The organism is Piscinibacter sp. PDB5-1 (genome assembly GCF_056676035.1).
In genome coordinates this window covers 213,905-233,239 of the sequence record NZ_JBWVZL010000001.1, presented here as the reverse complement: position 1 = coordinate 233,239, position 19,335 = coordinate 213,905, and the positions used below count along the sequence as shown (strand labels likewise).

Genomic DNA, 19,335 nt, shown 5'->3' with positions numbered 1-19,335 from the left:
CCGGTGGTCACCAAGATCGTCACCCCCGACTATTGGGACGAAGCCTGCAAGCACCTGAGCAAGCGTGACCGGGTGATGCGCAAGCTCATCCCTCAGTGTGGCGAGGCGCGGCTCGAAAGCCGTGGCGATGCGTTCACGACGCTGGCCCGTTCGATCGTCGGGCAGCAAATCTCGGTGAAGGCCGCGCAGGCGGTGTGGGACCGTTTCGTCGATGCCGTCGGTGGCGGCCCGGGCAAGTTGCAGCCTGCGGCCGTGCTCGCGCTCGAAGCGCCGCAGATGCGCGGTGCCGGCCTGTCGGCCCGCAAGGTCGAATACCTCAACGACCTGGCACAGCACTTTCAAAGTGGCGCGGTGCACGTGCGCCAATGGCAGCAGATGGACGACGAGGCCATCATCGATGAACTCGTGGCCATCCGCGGCATCGGCCGTTGGACGGCGGAGATGTTCCTCATCTTCCACCTCATGAGGCCCAACGTGATGCCGCTGGATGACCTTGGATTGCTCAAGGGCATCAGCCTCAACTACTTCAGTGGCGAGCCAGTTTCAAGGGCCGAAGCACGCGAAGTGGGTGACGCCTGGGCGCCATTCCGCTCGGTGGCCACATGGTACATTTGGCGAAGTCTCGACCCCCTGCCTGTCGCGTATTGACGCCGCTGAATCCAAGCCGCTGACCAGAGCACGAGCACAGCAAGAAGCGGACGCCGCGCGACAGTCCCCCGGGTCATCTCAAACACCCGCAAGCCAGGACCTCCCCTGATGAGCAAACGACACTTCCTTGAATTCGAGCAGCCCATTGCCGAACTCGAAACCAAGATCGAAGAACTGCGTTACGTGCAAAGCGAATCGGCCGTTGACATCTCTGAAGAGATCGACCGCCTGAGCAAGAAGAGCCAGCAGCTCACCAAAGACATCTACTCGACGCTCACGCCCTGGCAAGTCACGCAGATCGCGCGACACGCCCAGCGGCCGTATGCGCTCGACTACATCAACGAGATCTTCACCGACTTTCAAGAGCTGCGCGGTGACCGCCACTTCGCAGACGACCAGTCCATCGTCGGTGGCCTGGCGCGCTTCAACGGCCAGGCCTGCATGGTCATCGGCCACCAGAAGGGCCGTGATACCAAGGAGCGCGCCGCACGCAACTTCGGCATGTCGCGCCCCGAGGGCTATCGCAAGGCGCTGCGCCTGATGAAGCTGGCCGAGAAATTCGGCCTGCCGGTGTTCACGCTGGTGGACACCCCCGGGGCCTACCCGGGCATCGGTGCCGAAGAGCGCGGCCAGTCCGAAGCCATCGGCCGCAACATCTTCGAAATGGCGCAGCTCGAAGTGCCCATCATCGTGACCATCATCGGCGAAGGCGGCTCGGGCGGCGCCCTGGCCATCAGCGTGGGTGATCAGGTGCTGATGCTGCAGTACTCGGTGTACTCGGTGATCTCGCCCGAAGGCTGCGCGTCGATCTTGTGGAAGACCGCCGAGCGCGCGTCCGATGCGGCCGAAGCCCTGGGCATCACGGCGCACCGCTTGAAGGCCCTGGGCCTGGTCGACAAGATCGTCAGCGAGCCGGTGGGCGGCGCACACCGCGACCCGAAGCAGATGGCCTCGTACCTCAAGCGTGCGCTCAACGACGCGCTGCGCCAGGTCAGCGACCTGAAGCCCAAAGAGCTGCTGCAACGCCGCTACGAGCGCCTGCAGAGCTACGGCCGGTTCAGCGACACGACTGAGCGCTGATCGTCCTTCGCGTTCCTCGATGAAGTGAACCCGCCGTGCGTCGCGGTCGCCTACAGCGGGGGCCGTGATTCGACGGCCCTGCTGCATGCCACGCTGCACGCGGCGCACGCCAGCGGCTTGCGGGTGGCGGCCCTGCATGTTCACCATGGCTTGAGCGCTCACGCCGACGCATGGCTGGCCCACGTGCAAGGGCAGTGCGAGGCCTGGGCAGCGCAGGGGCTGCCGGTTCAGCTGTATCACCACCGGATCACCGACAAGCCCGCACGCGGCGACAGCGTCGAAGCCTGGGCGCGCCGCGAGCGCTACGCCGCGCTGGCCCGCATGGCCCACGCGGCCGGCGCGTCCGTGGTGCTGCTGGCGCATCACCGCCGCGACCAGGCCGAGACCTGGCTCCTGCAGGCTTTGCGAGGTGCCGGTGCTGCGGGCCTGTCGGCCATGCCCGATCACATCGAGCGCGAGGGCTTGCTGTGGGCGCGGCCCTGGCTCGATCGACCGCGCGAGGCTATCGACGCCTACGTACGGGCACATAGGCTCGACCACATCGAAGACGACAGCAACAGCGACCCGCGCCATGCCCGCAACCGGCTGCGGCTGGCGGTGTGGCCGGCGCTGGTGCAGGCCTTTCCCGACGCCGAGGCCGCGTTGGCCGATGCCGCGAGGCATGCGCAGGAAGCGCGTGAATGCCTCGATGAGCTGGCGATGCTCGACCTGGCGGCCGTGGCGGACGACCCCGGGCTACGCCTCGACGCCTGGGCTGCGCTCAGCCCAGCCCGCCGTGGCAACGCGTTGCGGGAGTGGCTGGCGGCACATTTGCCGTCGGCGGTGCCCGCGTCCTTGCTTGATCGCTTGAAGCACGAACTGGGGGCCGAAGGCGAAGCGGCGTGGCCTGCGCCCGGGGGCGCCTTGCACTGCCATCGCGGGCGCCTGTGTTTCGTCGCCGACGGTGAGGTGCCGGTGGGCGCGCGGGAGACCACGCTCGCCATCACGGGGGCGGGACCGTTTGCGCTGCCGGGTTGGGGCGGCACGCTGCACGCGCGGCGCGTCACCGAGGGCGGCGTGCCACTCGCATGGCTGGCTCACCTGGACTTGCGCGCCCGCAAAGGTGGCGAACGCTTTCAGGCCGGCCTCGGCCGCCCGGCGCGCAGCCTGAAGAAGCAGTACCAGGCCGCCGATGTGCCGGTGTGGATGCGCGAGGGGCCGCTGGTCTTCAGCGGCGGGCAACTCGTGTTCGTGCCGGGCCTGGGCGTCGATGCGCGCGTGGTGGGCTTGCCCGGGCAGGCGCAGTTGACGCTGGATTGGGTCCCCGGGTCTGCGGGCTGAAAGCCGCCAGGGCGGCGGGATAAAATGCGCGGTTCGCGACCGCGTCGCTCCCCTTCCAATCCCTCAGAGACTCAGGTTCTCATGGCACTCATCGTTCACAAATACGGCGGCACGTCGATGGGCTCGACCGAGCGCATCCGCAATGTCGCCAAGCGCGTTGCCAAGTGGGCGCGCGCCGGCCACCAGATGGTCGTCGTGCCCTCGGCAATGAGTGGCGAAACCAACCGCTTGCTGGGCCTCGCCAAAGAGCTGTCGCCCGAAGTGCCCGGCGACGGCGTGCTGCGCGAACTCGACATGATCGCCTCGACCGGCGAGCAGGTCTCGGTGGGCCTGCTGTCCATCGCGCTGCAGGCCGAAGGCCTCGAAGCCGTGAGCTACGCCGGCTGGCAGGTGCCCATCAAGACCGACACCTCGTACACCAAGGCGCGCATCCAGAGCATCGACGACGCCCGTGTGCGCGCCGACCTCGCGGCCGGCAAGGTGGTCGTCATCACCGGCTTCCAGGGCGTGGACCCCGACGGCAACATCACCACGCTCGGCCGTGGGGGCTCGGACACCTCGGCCGTGGCCGTGGCCGCGGCGATGAAGGCCGCCGAGTGCCTGATCTATACCGACGTCGATGGCGTCTACACCACCGACCCGCGCATCGTGCCCGAGGCGCGTCGCCTGCACACCGTGAGCTTCGAAGAGATGCTCGAAATGGCCAGCCTGGGCTCGAAGGTGCTGCAGATCCGTTCGGTCGAATTCGCCGGCAAGTACCGCGTGCCCCTGCGTGTGCTCAGCAGCTTCACGCCCTGGGACATCAACATCGACGAGGAAGCCCGCTCCGGCACCCTGATCACTTTTGAGGAAGACGAAAAAATGGAACAAGCCGTTGTCTCGGGCATCGCGTTCAACCGCGACGAAGCCAAGATCACCGTGGCCGGCGTGCCCGACAAGCCCGGCATCGCTTTCCAGATCCTCGGCCCCGTGGCCGATGCCAACATCGACGTGGACGTGATCATCCAGAACGTCTCGCACGATGGCCGCACCGACTTCTCGTTCACCGTGCACCGCAACGACTACGCGCGCACCGTCGAGTTGTTGAAGAACACCGTGCTGCCGCAAACCGGCGCGAGCGAAGTCACTGGTGACCCGAAGATCTGCAAGGTCAGCATCGTGGGCATCGGCATGCGCTCGCATGTGGGCGTGGCCAGCAAGATGTTCCGCTGCCTGTCAGAAGAGGGCATCAACATCCAGATGATCACCACCAGCGAGATCAAGACCAGCGTCGTGATCGACGAGAAGTACATGGAGCTCGCCGTGCGCGCGCTGCACAAGGCCTTCGATCTGGAGCAGCCCGCGGGCTGAGTGTGTTGCTGACGATCACGCGATGTGTCGTGATCGAAGAAGGCGGTGGTTCTGTGGTTAGAATGCCGCCTCGCTAGTTGGAGTCGTGACCGAGTGGCCGAAGGTGCTCCCCTGCTAAGGGAGTATGTGGGCAAAACCTGCATCGAGGGTTCGAATCCCTCCGACTCCGCCAGCCAAAACGTGAAGCCCCTGACCGATGGTCAGGGGCTTTTTCGTTTCCGCGGTGTGGCGCGTTGTCTTAGCGCCCGGGTCACTCAAGCGGCCGGGTAGCCGGCTTCGGCCAGGGCGGCCGCGAGGGGTTCGCGTGCGGCCTGGGTCTCGACGCGCACCGTGTGGGTTTGCAGGTCGATGTCGACCTTGGCTTGTGCATCGACGCCGTGGATGGCTTGCGTCACATGGTTGACGCAGTGGCCGCAGGTCATGTCTTTGACGGTGAACTCGATCATCAGGGGCTCCTTGGGTTTCGATGGCCTCAGTGTCGAGCTTGCCTCCGTGGCAAGGTCAAGGGCTTGCGCCATGTCGGCTCATGGGTTCAGAAGGCCGCTTCCCGCTGCCATATTGCCGCGGAGGCGTGCCATGCGCGGCTGAGCCACGAGCGGCGTTCGCCGTGCAGCACGGCGATGCCGATCACCTCGGTGCGCGGGGCGTGGCGCAGGGTGCAGCTTTCGAGGCGCAGGCGGAAGGTCGGTTGCAGCGGCACGATGCGGCCGTCGGGCTCGCGCTGCGACGCAATGGCGCCGCCGTAGACGCTGGCGGCCGAAGGCTGGTCGAGCTGCGCCAGCTGCACGGCATCGACATGGCCACGCTCGCAGGCCACGCGTGCGCCTTCGGCGTTGTTGGGCACGAAGACGCCCTCGGCGCCGCGCGACAGCGCACGCGCCTGGTCTTCATCGACAAAGGCTTCGACCTTTGCGCCTTGCGGGGCGACGACCTGCATCAGCTTCTCGCCCGCGGCCAGCCAGTCGCCGCGCGACAGCTCGGGCGAGACCTCGACCACGGCGCCGTCGAAGGGCATGGTCAGCACGAGGCGCTGCACTTCACCCTGCAGGCCGCGCACTTCTTCCTGGGCCGCTTCCCAGCGCTTGCGCAGGGCCGGGCCGGCTTCCATCAGGCGGGCATCGAAGGGTTGCTGCGCCAGTTGCCATTGCAGTTGCTCTTCGCGCGCTTGTGCCAGCGCGAGGCGTGCGGCCAGTTCGGGGGACTGCAGCACGGCGAGCCGTTCGCCGGCGCGCAGCGCCTGCCCGGTGCGGGGCAGGTCGGTGTCGATGCGCGCGGCGTGTGGGGCGTACAGGCCTTGCGCTTGCTGTGCGGCAAGCACCGCGGGCGCATGCACCGTGGTGCGCCAGGGCCACAGCAGCACGCCCAGCGTAAGGGCGAGGCCGAGCATCGAACGACGCGTGGCGCGGTTCCAGCGCAGGTGCGAGCGGCGCATCCACCACTGCTTCAGTTCTTTCCAGACTGGCAGGCCGATGAACCAAATCAGCTCGACCGCCATCAGCACCACGCCCAGGGCCTTGAAGAACACGTGGTACACGAGTACGGCGATGCCGAGGAAGAGCACCAACCGGTACAGCCAGGTGGCGAACGCGAACGCGATCAGCCCGCGCTGCCGGCCGGGCGTGAACCACTCGGGCGCGGGCTCGTCCAGGCCGAACAGCCGCTCGCGCAGCCACCAGCGTGCGAGCGCGAACGAGCGCTCGTGCAGGTTGGGCAGGTTGAGCGCGTCCGACAGCAAGAAGTAGCCGTCGAATCGCATGAAGGGGCTGGCGTTGATGGCCAGCGTGATGAGCCAGGTGGTGGTGGCCAGCAAGAAGGCCCCGGCCTTGACCGGCCCCCAGCCGGGCGCGTCGGGGATCAGCGCCCACGCCACCGTGGCGAAGGCCGCCAGCGCCAGCTCGCTCAGCATGCCGGCCGCGCCGATCTGCAGACGCTGGCGGCGCGAGCGCAGCTTCCAGGCTTCGTTGGTGTCGGTGTAGAGCACCGGCCACATCACGAGAAAGGCGATGCCCATCGTGGCCACGCGACAGCCGTGGCGCTGCGCCGTGAAGGCGTGGCCGAGTTCGTGCATCACCTTGGCGAAGCTGACGGCCACACCGATGGCCAACGCACCCTGCCAGTTGGCGTACGACGCGAAGGTGTGGGTGAACGCGTCCCAGCGCTGCGAGGCGAGCGCGAGGCCGAGCACCGCGACCAGCGCCACGCCGATCCAGAAGATCGGATGAAACGCCCAGGCCACGCGCGGCGCGAAGCGGCTGAGCCAGGGCATGGGCCGCACCAGCGGCACGCGCACGAAGAGGTAGTTCTTCAGCAGCCAGCGCCACGGGCCCACGCGCGTGGCGGCGGCGGCCTGTGCGAGCCGGGCCGTGTCTTGCGGGCCGTGCGACAGCAGCAGGTGGTTGTGCGACAGCATGCGCAGCAGGCCGTCGAGGTCGCCGGCTTCGATGTGCAGCGTGGTTTCGCGGGCGATGGCGTCGAGCACGGCGCGGGCGCTGCCGAGCGGCCAGCGCGAGAGCAGCTCGAACGCGGCCCAGCCCAACTCGAAGAACCGGTTCGCGGCCGGGTCGTGCAGCGTCCAGGTCGGCGAGCCATCGGGCGCGGCGGGCCCGGCGTGCAGGGCCAGGTCCTGGCGCAGTGGGGGCAGCAGGTCCATGGCCGGCGCGTTCACCAGCCCAGCCACTGCCGCACGGCCACCAGCGGCCGGCGCAGCACCACGTAGGCGAGCGGCGCCCAGCCGCCGCGCAGCCGCGCGGTGCCGAGTTGGCCGATGCGCGGGGGCGTCTGCCCGGCGGTGAACTCGGCCTTCACGCGGTAGGCGAGGTAGCCGTCGGGCGTGGGCTCGGCGCGGTAGGCCACGCTCACGACGCGGGCCTCGTGCGTGTCGAGCGGCGAGCCTTGCGGGTACAGCGTCAGCAGGTCGCCGGGCTGCACGTCGATCTGGTCGGCCGCCGGCAGGTGCGCGCGCAGCTCGACCTGCGCCGGGTCGGCCACGAGCATCACGCGTTCGCCGATGGTGACGGCCTTGCCGAGCCAGTCGTTGGCGTCGGCGAACACCGCAATGCCGTCGCGCTCGGCCTTGACCTGTACGCGGGCGAGCTGGCCGCCGGTGAAGTCGAGCTCGACGCGCTTTTCTTGCATCTGGCCGCGCCGCAGGGCGATTTCGGCCCGGCTGCGGTCGTCGGTGACGGCGGCCTGCGCGGACTGGCGGTATTCCTCTTGCGCCGTGTCGAAGGCCTTGCTCGCCACCTCGTGCCGCGCGCGCAGTGCCGTGGTGTCGAGGCTGAAGAGCGCGTCGCCCGCCTTCACGGCCTGGTTGGGCCGCACGTGCACGCGCTCGACCACGCCATCGAGCGGCGCGCGCACCAGCAGCGGCTGCTGCGGCACGACCTCGGCGCTCGCCGGAACGCTGATGCGGATCGGCACCAGGCACAGCGCCAGCAGCGCGATGAGGCCGATGCGCTTCGTGCGGCTCGACCGCAGCGTGCTGGCGAAGCGGTCGAGGCCGCGCTGGCGTGGCGCATGGGCGGCCAGCGCGTGGGCATACACATCGCCCAGCTCTTTCAGCAGGGCCAGCTCGGCCTCGTTCCAGGCCTCGTCGCGCGCGAGAAGCAGCGCACCGGCGAGCGCGTCGCCCTGGCGCAGCGGCAGCCATGCGGCGTGCGCGGGCAGCCACTGCGGCCATTCGCTCGCCAGCGCGTCGGGCAGGTCGCTGGCCGAGATGGCGCCGGGTACGTCGAACTGCTTCACGCCGTGACGAAACACCGAGCCCAGCCACTGCACGTAGGGCGCGTTCGGGTCGGGCTGCGGCAGGCCCGAGACGGCGGCCACGCGCGGCAGGCCAAGTTCGGTCCACAGCGCGGCCTGGCGGTAGGGCGCGAGCTGCAGGGTCTCGTTGACGACGACGAAGCCCAGCTCGGCCGCATCGGCCGCGGCGCGCGCACGCCGGCCCAGTTGCAGCAGGGCCAGCAAGGGCTGCATGGGCGCTTCGGGCTTCATGGCGGATCGGTCCGTCAGGGCTTGCGTGGCGGAAAGACCGCCCAGCCGCTCATGCCGGGCAGCAGCGCGGCGGGCTGGCCGTCCACGGTGCCGACCACCAGCACGGTCTGGCTCACCGGGTCGATCTTGGCGCCCAGGCGCTGCACCCGGGCGGCAAAGCCCTGGCCCAGCTCATCGACTTCGATGCGAAACGCCGCGCCAGGCTTGAGCCAGGCCAGCCACTTCGACGGCACGATCATCTGCACTTCGAGCGAGCCGGTGTCGATCAGATCGAGCAGCGGCGTGCCGGGCGAGACGAACTGGTGCGCCGCCGCGTGGCGCTTGACCACCCGGCCCGCGAAGGGCGCGGCGATGCTGCAGCGGTTGACCACCACGCGGGCGGTCGCCGCGTCGGCCTGCGCTTCTTTCAGCTTGGCCTGGGCCTGCTCGACCTCGAACTTGCCGATGGAGTTGAGCTCGACCAGCCGCTGGTTCGACCCCACCAGCGCCTGCGCCGCCTCGATGCTGGCTTCGGCCTTGCGCAGTTGCGACTGGAACAGCGCGCAGTCGAAGCCGACCAGCACCTGCCCTGCACGGAAGGACTCGCCCTCGCGCAGCGACAGGCTGGCGATGCGCGCGGCCACCTCGGCCGAGATGGTGACCGCGTTGCGCGCGCTGAGCTGCGTGCGGATGCGGCCGTCTTTCTCGGCCGGGCCTGTGGCCGGGGCCTGGGCGTGCGACGCGGCCGCGCCCACCAGGGCCACGGCCGCGATCACGGGACGAAGGCGAGCGGTGAATGAACTCGTCGAGCAGAAAAGATCAATCGGAATGGACACTTCGGGCGGGGCTTCTCTCAAAGGGGGCTATCAAAGCTTGATGCTCAAGGGTTGACGGCTTTGGCCCAGGACACCTCGGACATGCGCACGGCCTCACCGAGAGACTTGAGGTCGTGGCCGGGCACCGAGGACGGCAAGGGGTCGATCCCCAGGGTGGACACGAGCTGCGCATAGGCCCCCTGGAGCGCGCCATAGCTCTGGTACAGGCGCAACTCCGACATCATGGCCGAAGCCGCGGCCCGAATCTCGTCGAGCTTGCCCTGGGCACTGGCCGAGGTGGCGTTGCGGGTCTGCGAGAGGATGCGTTGCTCGACCGAGTCGAGCTCTTTGGTCGTCGCGTACTGGCGCAGCTTGCCCTGGTAGTCGAGGTGCGCCACGTGCACCTGCGTCAGCACGGCCATGTTGAGCGCGAGGCGCTGCTGCTTGGCGATCTCGAGCTGCGCGTCGGCCAGGCCGCGAATCTGCTTCGCGTTCAGCACGTTGAGCAGGTTCCAGCTCACGCGCAGGCCGGCGTCCCACCAGCGGTTGTTCACCAGGTACGAGTTGCTGTCGTAGTGGCCGCCCAGGCTCACCTCGACCCCCGGCAGCAGGCGCGCCAGTGCCTTGCGGGTTTCGAGCAGGCCGATGCGTTCGTTGTAGTGCGCCTCGACCAGCTCGGGCCGCTGCATCAGCGCGGTCTCTTCCATGCGCTCGGGCGCCAGGCTGATGCGCGGGGTGTCGAGCGCCTGCGTCGGCGCGACCACGCTGAAGCTGCGGCCGGGCTCCAGGTTCATCAGCGATGCCAGCCGCGGGCGCGCCTGGTGCAGTTCGTCGCGCACGCTTTCGAGCTGGCGGATCAGGTCGAGCAACTGGCGTTGGTAGCTCAGCGCTTCGAGCGGCGAGCGCAGCCGTTCGGTCTCGACCTTGCGGGCGTCTTCGAGCGCCTTCTGCGCCATCTGCAAGACCGGGTCGATGCGCGTTTCGAGCTGCTGCGCGCCCACGGCCTGCCAGTAGGCCTGGCGCGTCTGCTGCATCAACAGGTGCAGCACCTTGCGGCGGCGCTCTTGGGTGATGAGCACGCGGTCGGCGTTCTGCTGGGCCGAGTAGTAGCTGACGCCGAAGTCGAGCACGTTCCACGACAGGCCGAGGTCGTAGGTGGTGCGCTCGCGGTCCGACGAGGTCGACGGCACCAGCGACTCGCGCCCCGTCAGCACGTCACGCGACGACGAGGCCAGCTCGCTGTCGCGGGCGCTGTAGCCGGCCTGCGCCACCAGCTTGGGCAAGAGGTCGGTGCGCGACAGGTCGAGCTGGCGCTGCGACAAGGCCTCTTCCATCAGCTTCAGGCGGTGGTCGAGGTTGTATTTGATGGCGCGCGCCATCGCCTCGTCGAGCGTCACGGCGCCGGCCACCGGCTCTTGCTCGGCAAACATGCGGCTGCGGTCGGCCTGCACGACGGCCTGCCGCTCTTGCGGCGTGAGCGCGCGGGGTTGAACGGCGCAGCCCGTGAACGCGGCGCAGATCAGCGCGGCAAGCAGGGCGCGCTGGGGAAGTTCGTGGCGGGTGGATGACAAGGCAAGCCTCCTGTCGATTGGTTGTGGTTGTGTCGTTGTTGACGGGGTCTTCTTCGGGTGCAGTGCAGCTCACGCGGGACCTCGATACCTCGGTCCGAACGGAGCCGTGCAAGCAGTCTTTGGACGGGTCAGGTCAGCTCGCGCTGCGGGCCAGTGCCTCCAGTTGCACCAGCAGTGCCGCGCGCTCGGCCTGCCGGGCCTTGGCGCCGAACTGGTCGAACTGCACCGACAGCGCCGTGCGGCCTGCGGGTGCCGCCGATTCGTCGGCGCTGGCCTCGCCCTCGGCGGGCACGGCGTCGAGCAGCAGGGCCGCGAGTTCGGGCACCAGCTTCAGGCCGGCCTCGCGCACGTCGCCCCGCTCGAAGAGCTGGGCGCCTGGGCCGCGCTGCGGCACGGTGATGCGCGGCGCGCCGCCCTCGCGTGCGCCGCCCTTGACCTGCACGTCGAGGTGCGTCGTGGCCTGGCGGCCCTGGGCGTCGCGTGCGGTGATCTCGATCGACACCTGCAGGTTCGCGCCCGCAGGCGGCGTGCCCGAGATGACGCCGGTGCTCGGGTCGAAGCGCATCCACGAGGGCAGCGGCTGGCCGTTGGATTGGCGCGCCGACACCGCGACCTGCGCGCCGGCCTCAGAGTGGGTGAAGGTCGAGGCCGGCAGCGCGATGCGCAGCGGCTGGCCCGCGGTGACCGAGAAATCGCCGATGTCAGGCACGGCCCGCAGGCCGGTGCCACCACCGAGTGAGGTCGGGGGCCCGCCCAGCGTCAGGAAGCCGGGAAGGTTGGCGCCCGAGCCGGGACCACGGTCGGCTGGCGGGCCGGGTGGCAAGGCGGGCGGCGCCGCGGGTGGGTCGAAGCGCGGGGGCGGGGTGGGCTCGCCAGCGGACGGCGGGATCGGGTCGATCGTCACCGGTGGAATCACCGGCGGCTGCACGAATGGCGGTGGCGCTGCGGGTGGCGGCTCGGGCACAGGGGCGGGCGGTGGCACCACCGGGATTGGCACCAGCGCGTAAGCCTCGCCGACGAAGCCCGCCGAGGCCTGGTTGCCGGCGACGTCGGTGATGCCGGTGCCCCCCGTATTCAGGTCGAGCCGCACGGCGCCTTCGCCGCCCAGGTCCACCAACTGCACGGTGTAGGTCGTGGCATTGACCTGCGTGACCGCGCCGACGCGGCCGACCGCCGTGTTGCTGGTGAGTAGGGTGAAGTCGCTCGCATCGACGCCCGACACCGGTTCGCTGAAGGTGACGGTGTAGGCGACCGCGCTGTCGGGGGTGGGCGAGGTGTTGATGCGCACGATGCTCACGGCCGTGGGGGGCGCGGTGTCGAGCGCATAGTTGTTCGAGTCGGTCGTGCCCGTGCCCGTGTTGCCGGCCGCATCGGCCACGCCGGTGTTGGCGAGCGTGATGAGGTTGGTGGCGTTGGTCACGCCGGCCGTTGGCGTGAAGGTGGCCGTCCAGGTGACGCCGCCGTCCGACGAACTCACGGCCGAGAGTGAGCCGTTGGCCACGGTGAGGTCGGCGTTGGTGAAGCCGGTGACGGCCTCGCTGAAGGTGATGGTGACGAGCGAGGTCTCGCCCGCCGCCAGGGCCGTGTCGGCCACGACGATGCTGGCCGTGGGGCGCGTGGTCTCGATGGCGAACGCGTTCGAGTCGGTGCTGCCGCTGCCGCTGTTGCCGGCGGTGTCGCTCACGCCGGTGTTGGCCAGCGTGATGAGGTTGGTGGCACTGACGGCAACCGCCGTCGGCGTGAACGTGGCCGTCCAGGTGACCCCGCCGTCGGCGCTGCTGACTGGGCTCAGGCTGCCATTGGCCACGCTCAGGTCGGCGTTGGTGAAGCCGGTGACGGCTTCGCTGAAGGTGATGGTGACGAGCGAGGTTTCGCCCGCGGCGAGGGCCGTGTCGGCCACGACGATGCTGGCTGTGGGCCCGGCGGTGTCGATGGCGTAGTTGTTCGACTCGGTGCTGCCCGCGCCGGCGTTGCCGGCCGCATTGACCACGCCGGTGTTGGCCAGCGTGATGAGGTTGGTGGTGTCGCTGACGCCGGCTGCGGGCGTGAAGGTGGCGGTCCAGGTGACGCCGCCGTCTGACGAACTCAGCGCCGAGAGCGTGCCATTGGCCACGCTCAGGTCGGCGTTGGTGAAGCCGGTGATGGCTTCGCTGAAGGTGATGGTCACCAGCGAGGTTTCGCCTGCGGCGAGGGCCGCGTCGGCGACCACGATACTGGCCGTGGGTCGCACGCTGTTGATCGCGTAGTTGTTCGAGTCGGTGTTGCCGGTGCCGGTGTTGCCTGCGGCATCGCTCACGCCGGTGTTGGCCAGCGTGATGAGGTTGCTGGCGTCGATGACGTCGGCCGCGGGCGTGAAGGTGGCGGTCCAGGTGACGCCGCCGTCCGACGAGCTCACCGACGACAGCGTGCCGTTGGCCACCGTGAGGTCGTCGTTGGTGAAGCCGGTGACGGCCTCGCTGAAGGTGATGGTGACGGCCGAGGTTTCGCCAGCCAGCAGTGCAGCGTCGGCCACGGTGATGCTCGCCGTGGGCCGCAGCGTGTCGATGACGAAGTTGTTGGACGCCGTGCTGCCGGTGCCGGCGTTGCCCGAGCCGTTGGCCACGCCGGTGTTGTCGAGCGTGATGACGTTGGTGCTGTCGCTCAGGGCTGCCGAGGGGGTGAACGTGGCCGTCCACGTGATGCCGCCGTCGCTCGACGACACCGTGCTCAGCGTGCCGTTGGTCACCGCGAGATCGGCGTTGGTGAAGCCGGTGACGGCCTCGCTGAAGGTGATGGTGACTGCTGAGGTTTCGCCGATCGACAGGCTGGTGTCGGTCACGCTGACGGTGGCCGTGGGGATCGACGTATCGACCGCGTAGGGGGTCGAGTTCGAGGTGCCCAGGCCTGCGTTGCCGGCCGCATCCTGGATGCCGGTGTTGTTCAGCGTGATGGTCTGCGGCGTCAGGTCGGTCACGCCGGGCGCGGGCGTGAAGGTGGCCGTCCACGTGATGCCACCGTCGGCGCTGCTGACCGTGCTCAGCGTGCCGTTGCTCACCGTGAGGTCGGCGTTGGTGAAGCCGCTCACCGCTTCGTTGAAGGTGAAGGTGACCAGTGTCGTTTCGCCAGCGGTCAGCAAACCGTCGCTCACCACGATGCTGACGGGGCCGGGCCGCTCGGTGTCGATGGCGTAGTTGTTCGAGTCGGTGGTGCCGGTGCCAACGTTGCCGGCGGCGTCGGTCACGCCGTTGTTGGTGAGGGTGACGACGTTGGTGGCGTCGGCCAGCGGGCTGCTGGGGGTGAGGGTGGCCGTGTAGGTGATGCCGCCGTCCGACGACGACAGGCCGCTGATGCTGCCGTTTTCGACCATCAGGTCGGCGTCGGTGAAGCCGGTGACGGCCTCGCTGAAGGTGATGGTGACGGTCGAGGTTTCGCCGGCGGCCAGGGCGGTGTCGGCCACGACGATGCTGGCCGTGGGTCTTGCGGTGTCGATGCTGAAGTTGTTCGAGTCGGTGCTGCCCGCACCGGCATTGCCGGCCGCATCGGTCACGCCGGTGTTGGCGAGCGTGATGAGGTTGCTGGTGTCGGTGACGCCAGCCGTGGGCGTGAAGGTGGCGTCCCAGGTGATGCCGCCGTCCGAGGAGCTGACTGCCGACAGGCTGCCGTTGGCCACGGTCAGGTCGGAGTTGTCGAAGCCGGTGACGGCCTCGCTGAAGGTGATGGTGACCGAGGAGGCCTCGCCGGCCAGCAGCGCGGTGTCGGCCACGACGATGCTGGCCGTGGGCCGCGCGGTGTCGATGGCGTAGTTGTTCGAGTCGGTGCTGCCGGTGCCGGCGTTGCCCGCCGCATCGGCCACGCCGGTGTTGTCGAGCGTGATGACGTTGGTGGCGTCGGTCCAGGTGGCGGTGGGGGTGAGGGTGGCCGTCCAGGTGATGCCGCCGTCGGATGACGACACCGCGCTGAGCGTGCCGTTGGCCACCGTGAGGTCGTCGTTGGTGAAGCCGCTGACGGCCTCGTTGAAGGTGATGGTGACGAGCGAGGTTTCGCCGGCCGCCAGCGCCGTGTCGGCCACCACGATGCCGACTGTGGGGCGCACGCCGTCGATGACCAGGGCCCGGTTGGCACCCAGCGAGCCAGCGGCACCGGGCGTGGGCAAGGTCAGCGCGGCGTTGATGCTCAGTGCGTCGCGGATGGTGCCGCCGTTCAGTGCCAGTGCGCCGGTGGTGGCGTAGTCGAGGTCGGCGCTGCTGTCGCCCGCCTGCACGGTGTACTCGAAGGTGAGCGTGTTGCTGCCCGAGCCCGACACGTAGCTGGCCGTGCGGTCGGTGCTGCCGGTTTCGAGCGTCAGCGAGGGCGTGCCGCCGGTGGTGTTGACGGTCACCGCGTTGTCGAAGGTGACGGTGACGCTGATCGTGCTGCCGATGGCGTAGGTGCCGTTGGCCGTGGCCGACGACACCCCCGTCACCACGGCCGGCACGGGGGCAGTGAGCGTGATGTCGTTGCCGGTGGCGCCGATGTAGCTCGTGGTGAGCACAGTGCCGTTGCCACCGGCCGTCACGGTGGCGCCTTCGGCCACGCCGCTGAAGCTGCCGGTCACGGCGTCGGCGGCGTCGTTGACGACGATGTTGTAGATGTCGCCGGCACCCGCGGTGTAGCTGTGGGTGGTGGCGAGCGTGGCGCCGCTGACATCGACCGCACCGGTGACGATCACCTGGTCGTAGCCGCTGCCGGCGGTGGCGCCAGCGATCTCGATGGCCAGCGAGCTGCCTGAGGCCATCGTGAGGTCGCCGTTGATCGTGAGCGTGCCGGCCCCGCCCGCGCCAGGCGAGAGCGTGCCGCCGCTGTTGACGGTGGTGTTGCCCGTGATGCTGCCGGTGCCGCCGAGCGTGGCGCCAGAGGCGACCGTCACCCCCGACGTGGCGCCCAGGCTGCCGTTGACGAGCGTGGTGCCGGCATTCAGCGCGGTGGCGCCGCTGTAGGTGTTCGTGCCGCTGAGCGTGAGGGTGCTGCTGCCGGTTTTGGTGAGGCTGTTGCTGCCGCTGATGACGCCCGAGAGCGTAACGGCAGCGGTGTTGTTGACCGTGGCCGCGCCGCTGAGCGCGATGGCGTTGTCGATGGTGGTGGCACCAGTGACGGCCAGTGTGGTGCCGGAGTCCAGCGTGACTGTGCCCGAGCCGAGATTGGCGTCGCTGGCCACGCTCAAGCTGCCAGCGCTCACCGTCATGCCGCCGCTGTGGGTATTGGTGCCCGAGAGCGTGAGGGTGTTGGCTCCCGCCTTCGTGAGCGCGCCGCTGCCACTGACCACGCCTGAGAGGGTCGCGTCCGACGAAGCGCTGATGGTCGCTGCACCGCTGAGGGCGATGGCGTTGTCGATGGTGGTCGCGCCGGTAATGCCAAGCGTGGTACCGCTTCCCAAGGTGACGGTGCCGCTGCCGAGGTGGCTGTCTGAGTTGACGACCAGTGTGCCCGCGCTGATGGTGGTGGCCGCGTAGCTGTTCGTCCCCGAGAGCGCCAAGGTTCCCGCGCCCGCTTTGGTGAAGTCGAACGAGCCGGTGATGTCGCCCGACAAGGTGGCCAAGCTGGAGACAGAAACGGTCGCTGCGCCGCTCAGCGCGATGGCGTTGTCGATCGTGACAGCACCCGTGACGGCCAGCGTGGTGCCGCTGTCCAGCGTGAGCGATCCACTGCCCAGGTTGCTGTCGCTGGCGACGCTCAGGGTGCCAGCGCTGACGGTGGTGGTGCCGCTGTAGGTGTTGCTGCCGCTGAGGGTGAGGGTGCTGCTGCCGGTCTTGGTGAGGCTGTTGCTGCCACTGATCACACCCGAGAGCGTGACGGCGGCGGTGTTGTTGACCGTGGCCGCACCGCTGAGCGCGATGGCGTTGTCGATGGTGGTGGCGCCGGTGATGTTCAGCGTGGCGCCCGCTGCGAGCGTCACGGTGTTGCTGCCGAGGTTGCTGTCGCTGGCCACCGACAGCGTGCCGGTCGACACGGTGGTCGTGCCGCTGTAAGTATTGGTGCCCAACAACGTCAGGGTGCCGCTGCCCTCTTTTACCAAATTGCCCGTGCCGGAGACCACGCCCGAAACATTGGTGGTGGTGTTGTCACCGCCAGCGCTCAGGGTGAAGCTGCCGAGGTTGACTGTGGCAGTCGCGCTGTTGCTACCCAGGCTGCCAACCGTCTGGTCCGACAGCAGTGTGATCACGCTATTGCCATTGGCGCGCAAATAGCTGCTGCTGGAGACAGAGGCATCGCCATTCAGTCTTAGCGAGCCGAAATTCAGCGCAGTCGTGCTGCCGGTGTAGGTGTTGGTACCCGACAGGGTCAGCGCGAAAGTCGCCGCCCCACTCTGGCTGACGCTCAGGCCACCCGTACCGCTGATGCTGCCGGAGAAGGTGGTATCGGCCGTGATGATGCTCGTGAGCGTATTGCCGCCAAGCGTTATGGCTCCGGCACCGGACAGGTTGCCGATGACTTCATTGGTGGACAGCGCCAGCGTCGCGCCGCTGGCTACCGTGACGCTGCTGTTGCCGGAAATGGCATCGCCGCCGCTGACGGTCAGGGTGCCGGCGGAGACCGTCGTGGCGCCGGTCCAGGCGTTGACGGCGGACAAGCTCAGGCCGCCCGCGCCCGCCTTGGTCAGCGCGCCGCTGCCAGTGATGGCGCCGGTGATGGTGGCGGTGTCGCCGCTGCCATTGGTGAAGGTTTGCGTGGTGGCTGCGCCGAGGGTGAGCGTGCCGCTGGTGAGCGACATGCCGCTGGCCGCGTCCATGTCGAACGTGAGGCTTTCGCTGAGGCTCACGCTGTTGAACGTCAGCGCGGTGGCGGCCAGCGTGCTGTTGAACACGATGGTCTGGCTGCCCGTGGCGTCGGCTGCCGCAATCGCTACGGCTTCGCTGAAGCTCACGCCGTTGCTACGGTCGATGGTGGCCGTGTCGGTGGTGTTGGTGACGTAGATCGTGTCGCTCGTCACCGTCACGTCGGCCGTGGCGGCGGCGGCCACGCCGTCGCTCAGCGAGAAGCGCACCGTCGCGTCGCCCGAGGGCGTGTCGTTGCGGTAGGTGATGCGCTGGGCCACGTCGTTCACGAGCGCCGTGGTGGCCGTGGTGGCACTGCTGGTGTAGCTGATGGTCAGCACGCCGCCGGTGTTGGTGAAGGTGGCGAAGGTCTGCCCGCCCGATTGCAGGTCGCTGCCGCTCACCGTGAAGAGCGCACCCGAGGTGTTGAAGCCGAAGGTGTCGGCGCTGATGGCTGTACCCGAGCGTTGCACGGTCAGGCTGCCGCCCGACCAGTTGCCGTTGCCGCTGTTGAGCGCGCCGAAATCGGCGTCGGCCAGCGTCGCGTTCGTGCCGGCGTCGAGCACCACGGTGTTGCCCACGCCGGCCCAAGCGGCGCTGTCGCCGCCGACGTTGCCCAGGGTGGGGGCGCTGTTGGGGACGACGGCTGGGCTGAAGTCGAGGTCGTCGATGTCGACGTCGAGGTCGGCTCCGGTGATGCGTACCTCGTCGATGTATTCCCAGGCGCTGCTCGCGCTGACGTTGAGCGTGGCGGTGCCGCCAGTCACGTCCACCGTGGTCGAGGTGACCTGAACGCTGTTGCGGTACCCCGCGATCGTCAACGTGTTGTCCGAACCGAAGCCGCGATCGACGACGAAGCCGTTGAGTTTGAATTCCGAACCGTCGGTGGTTCTGAACCCGACCTCGGTGGACAGGTTCGGACCGCTGCTGCGGAATCCCAGCGCATGGTCGGCACCGGCCGCGATGAAGCCGTCATTGACGATCGCGATGTTGAAGTTGTGGTTGTTGAAGTAGGTGAGGTCACCGATGACAACCGTGTTGCTGCCCAGGCCGGCGACGCCTTGCGCGTCGAAGTTCTGGTCGGTGGCCAACAGGCCTCGGTAGCCCGCCAGATGAAATGCCGCCGTCTCTACAGCGCCCTGCTGCATTTCGAGGTTCCAGTCGCCGCCTTGGGGCGCTGCGCCTGTGAGGTCGCTCGAAGCAGCGACATCGGCCTGCGTCATCGCTGCCAGCGATTGGACGAACTGGACGCCGGCCGCTTGAGCGCCCACGTTGCAGCCGTAGAGGAGGATGTCGCCATCTGCGGCAAGCGATTGGCCGATGCTCGCCAGCAATGCAGGCTGGGCCGCGATGTCGGTGCTGTCGATCCAGTCGTTGCCGAGCTGTATGCGTCCGGTATCGCCGTGGCTGAGCACATGGATGGCATCGACCCCCGTGCGGCCGGCCAGCGTGTCGGCCATGAGCTGAAGACCGTTCTGCCCGGAATTCACGAGCACGACTTCGATGTTCGGCCCCAAGCCCTCGACCAGCGACGCGTAGTTGCTCACCGAGGTATCGACAAAGGCGATCTCCTGCCGCGTTTGGGGCGGCGGCACGGCAGACGAGACATCGTCAACGGTGGCGGTCTCGGGGGCATCGGCCACAGGAAGCGGTGGCTCGGCGTGGGCCACGTCGATGGCCGTGGCGCCAATGGCCGCGTCGAACATGATGCGCGGCTCCAGGGCCCGCATCATCGCCAGCGGCCGTGTGGCAGGGCTGGGGCGTTGGGACGCTTGGCGGTTCGTGGGCTTTTTCATCCGGCACTCCAGC

General features: G+C 68.7%; 10 protein-coding genes and 1 tRNA gene. 5 read left to right on the top strand and 6 right to left on the bottom strand.

Going from position 1 to position 19,335, the window contains the following annotated elements; translation table 11 throughout:
• Positions 1-3 precede the first annotated feature (3 nt).
• The 5 genes from AC1KAT_RS01085 (at position 4) to AC1KAT_RS01065 (ending at position 4,570) form a co-directional block, all read left to right on the top strand.
• Positions 4-648, top strand: a complete 645-nt coding sequence (locus AC1KAT_RS01085; protein WP_480321896.1) for a DNA-3-methyladenine glycosylase family protein — start codon at positions 4-6, stop codon at positions 646-648.
• Positions 649-756: 108 nt separating this feature from the next.
• Positions 757-1,728: an acetyl-CoA carboxylase carboxyltransferase subunit alpha gene (locus AC1KAT_RS01080; RefSeq protein ID WP_480321894.1), complete on the top strand. Its 972-nt coding sequence runs from the start codon at positions 757-759 to the stop codon at positions 1,726-1,728.
• 24 nt (positions 1,729-1,752) lie between these two features.
• On the top strand, positions 1,753-3,048 hold the full coding sequence (gene tilS, locus AC1KAT_RS01075) for a tRNA lysidine(34) synthetase TilS (protein ID WP_480321892.1): 1,296 nt from the start codon (positions 1,753-1,755) through the stop codon (positions 3,046-3,048).
• 81 nt (positions 3,049-3,129) lie between these two features.
• Positions 3,130-4,398 carry an aspartate kinase gene (locus AC1KAT_RS01070; RefSeq protein WP_480321890.1) on the top strand — a complete coding sequence of 423 codons (1,269 nt, stop codon included), beginning with the start codon at positions 3,130-3,132 and terminating at the stop codon, positions 4,396-4,398.
• A 79-nt stretch (positions 4,399-4,477) separates the two neighbouring features.
• A tRNA-Ser gene (locus AC1KAT_RS01065) sits at positions 4,478-4,570 on the top strand.
• An 82-nt stretch (positions 4,571-4,652) separates the two neighbouring features.
• Here the strand turns inward: AC1KAT_RS01065 and AC1KAT_RS01060 are convergent.
• The 6 genes from AC1KAT_RS01060 to AC1KAT_RS01035 all read right to left on the bottom strand — a co-directional run bounded on the left by AC1KAT_RS01060 (position 4,653) and on the right by AC1KAT_RS01035 (position 19,322).
• The gene (locus AC1KAT_RS01060; protein WP_480321888.1) at positions 4,653-4,844 is read right to left on the bottom strand and encodes a heavy-metal-associated domain-containing protein; all 192 of its coding nucleotides are present in this window, start codon (positions 4,842-4,844) and stop codon (positions 4,653-4,655) included.
• A gap of 86 nt (positions 4,845-4,930) precedes the next feature.
• Positions 4,931-7,048 (bottom strand): site-2 protease family protein, encoded by a 2,118-nt coding sequence (locus AC1KAT_RS01055; RefSeq protein WP_480321886.1) that lies wholly within the window; start codon positions 7,046-7,048, stop codon positions 4,931-4,933.
• A gap of 11 nt (positions 7,049-7,059) precedes the next feature.
• Positions 7,060-8,391: an efflux RND transporter periplasmic adaptor subunit gene (locus tag AC1KAT_RS01050; protein ID WP_480321884.1), complete on the bottom strand. Its 1,332-nt coding sequence runs from the start codon at positions 8,389-8,391 to the stop codon at positions 7,060-7,062.
• A 14-nt stretch (positions 8,392-8,405) separates the two neighbouring features.
• Positions 8,406-9,146 carry an efflux RND transporter periplasmic adaptor subunit gene (locus AC1KAT_RS01045; RefSeq protein WP_480321882.1) on the bottom strand — a complete coding sequence of 247 codons (741 nt, stop codon included), beginning with the start codon at positions 9,144-9,146 and terminating at the stop codon, positions 8,406-8,408.
• 104 nt (positions 9,147-9,250) lie between these two features.
• Positions 9,251-10,756 (bottom strand): TolC family protein, encoded by a 1,506-nt coding sequence (locus tag AC1KAT_RS01040; protein WP_480321879.1) that lies wholly within the window; start codon positions 10,754-10,756, stop codon positions 9,251-9,253.
• Positions 10,757-10,889: 133 nt separating this feature from the next.
• Entirely contained in the window at positions 10,890-19,322 is an 8,433-nt protein-coding gene (locus AC1KAT_RS01035) for an Ig-like domain-containing protein (protein ID WP_480321877.1), read from the bottom strand.
• Between the last annotated feature and the right edge of the window lie 13 nt (positions 19,323-19,335).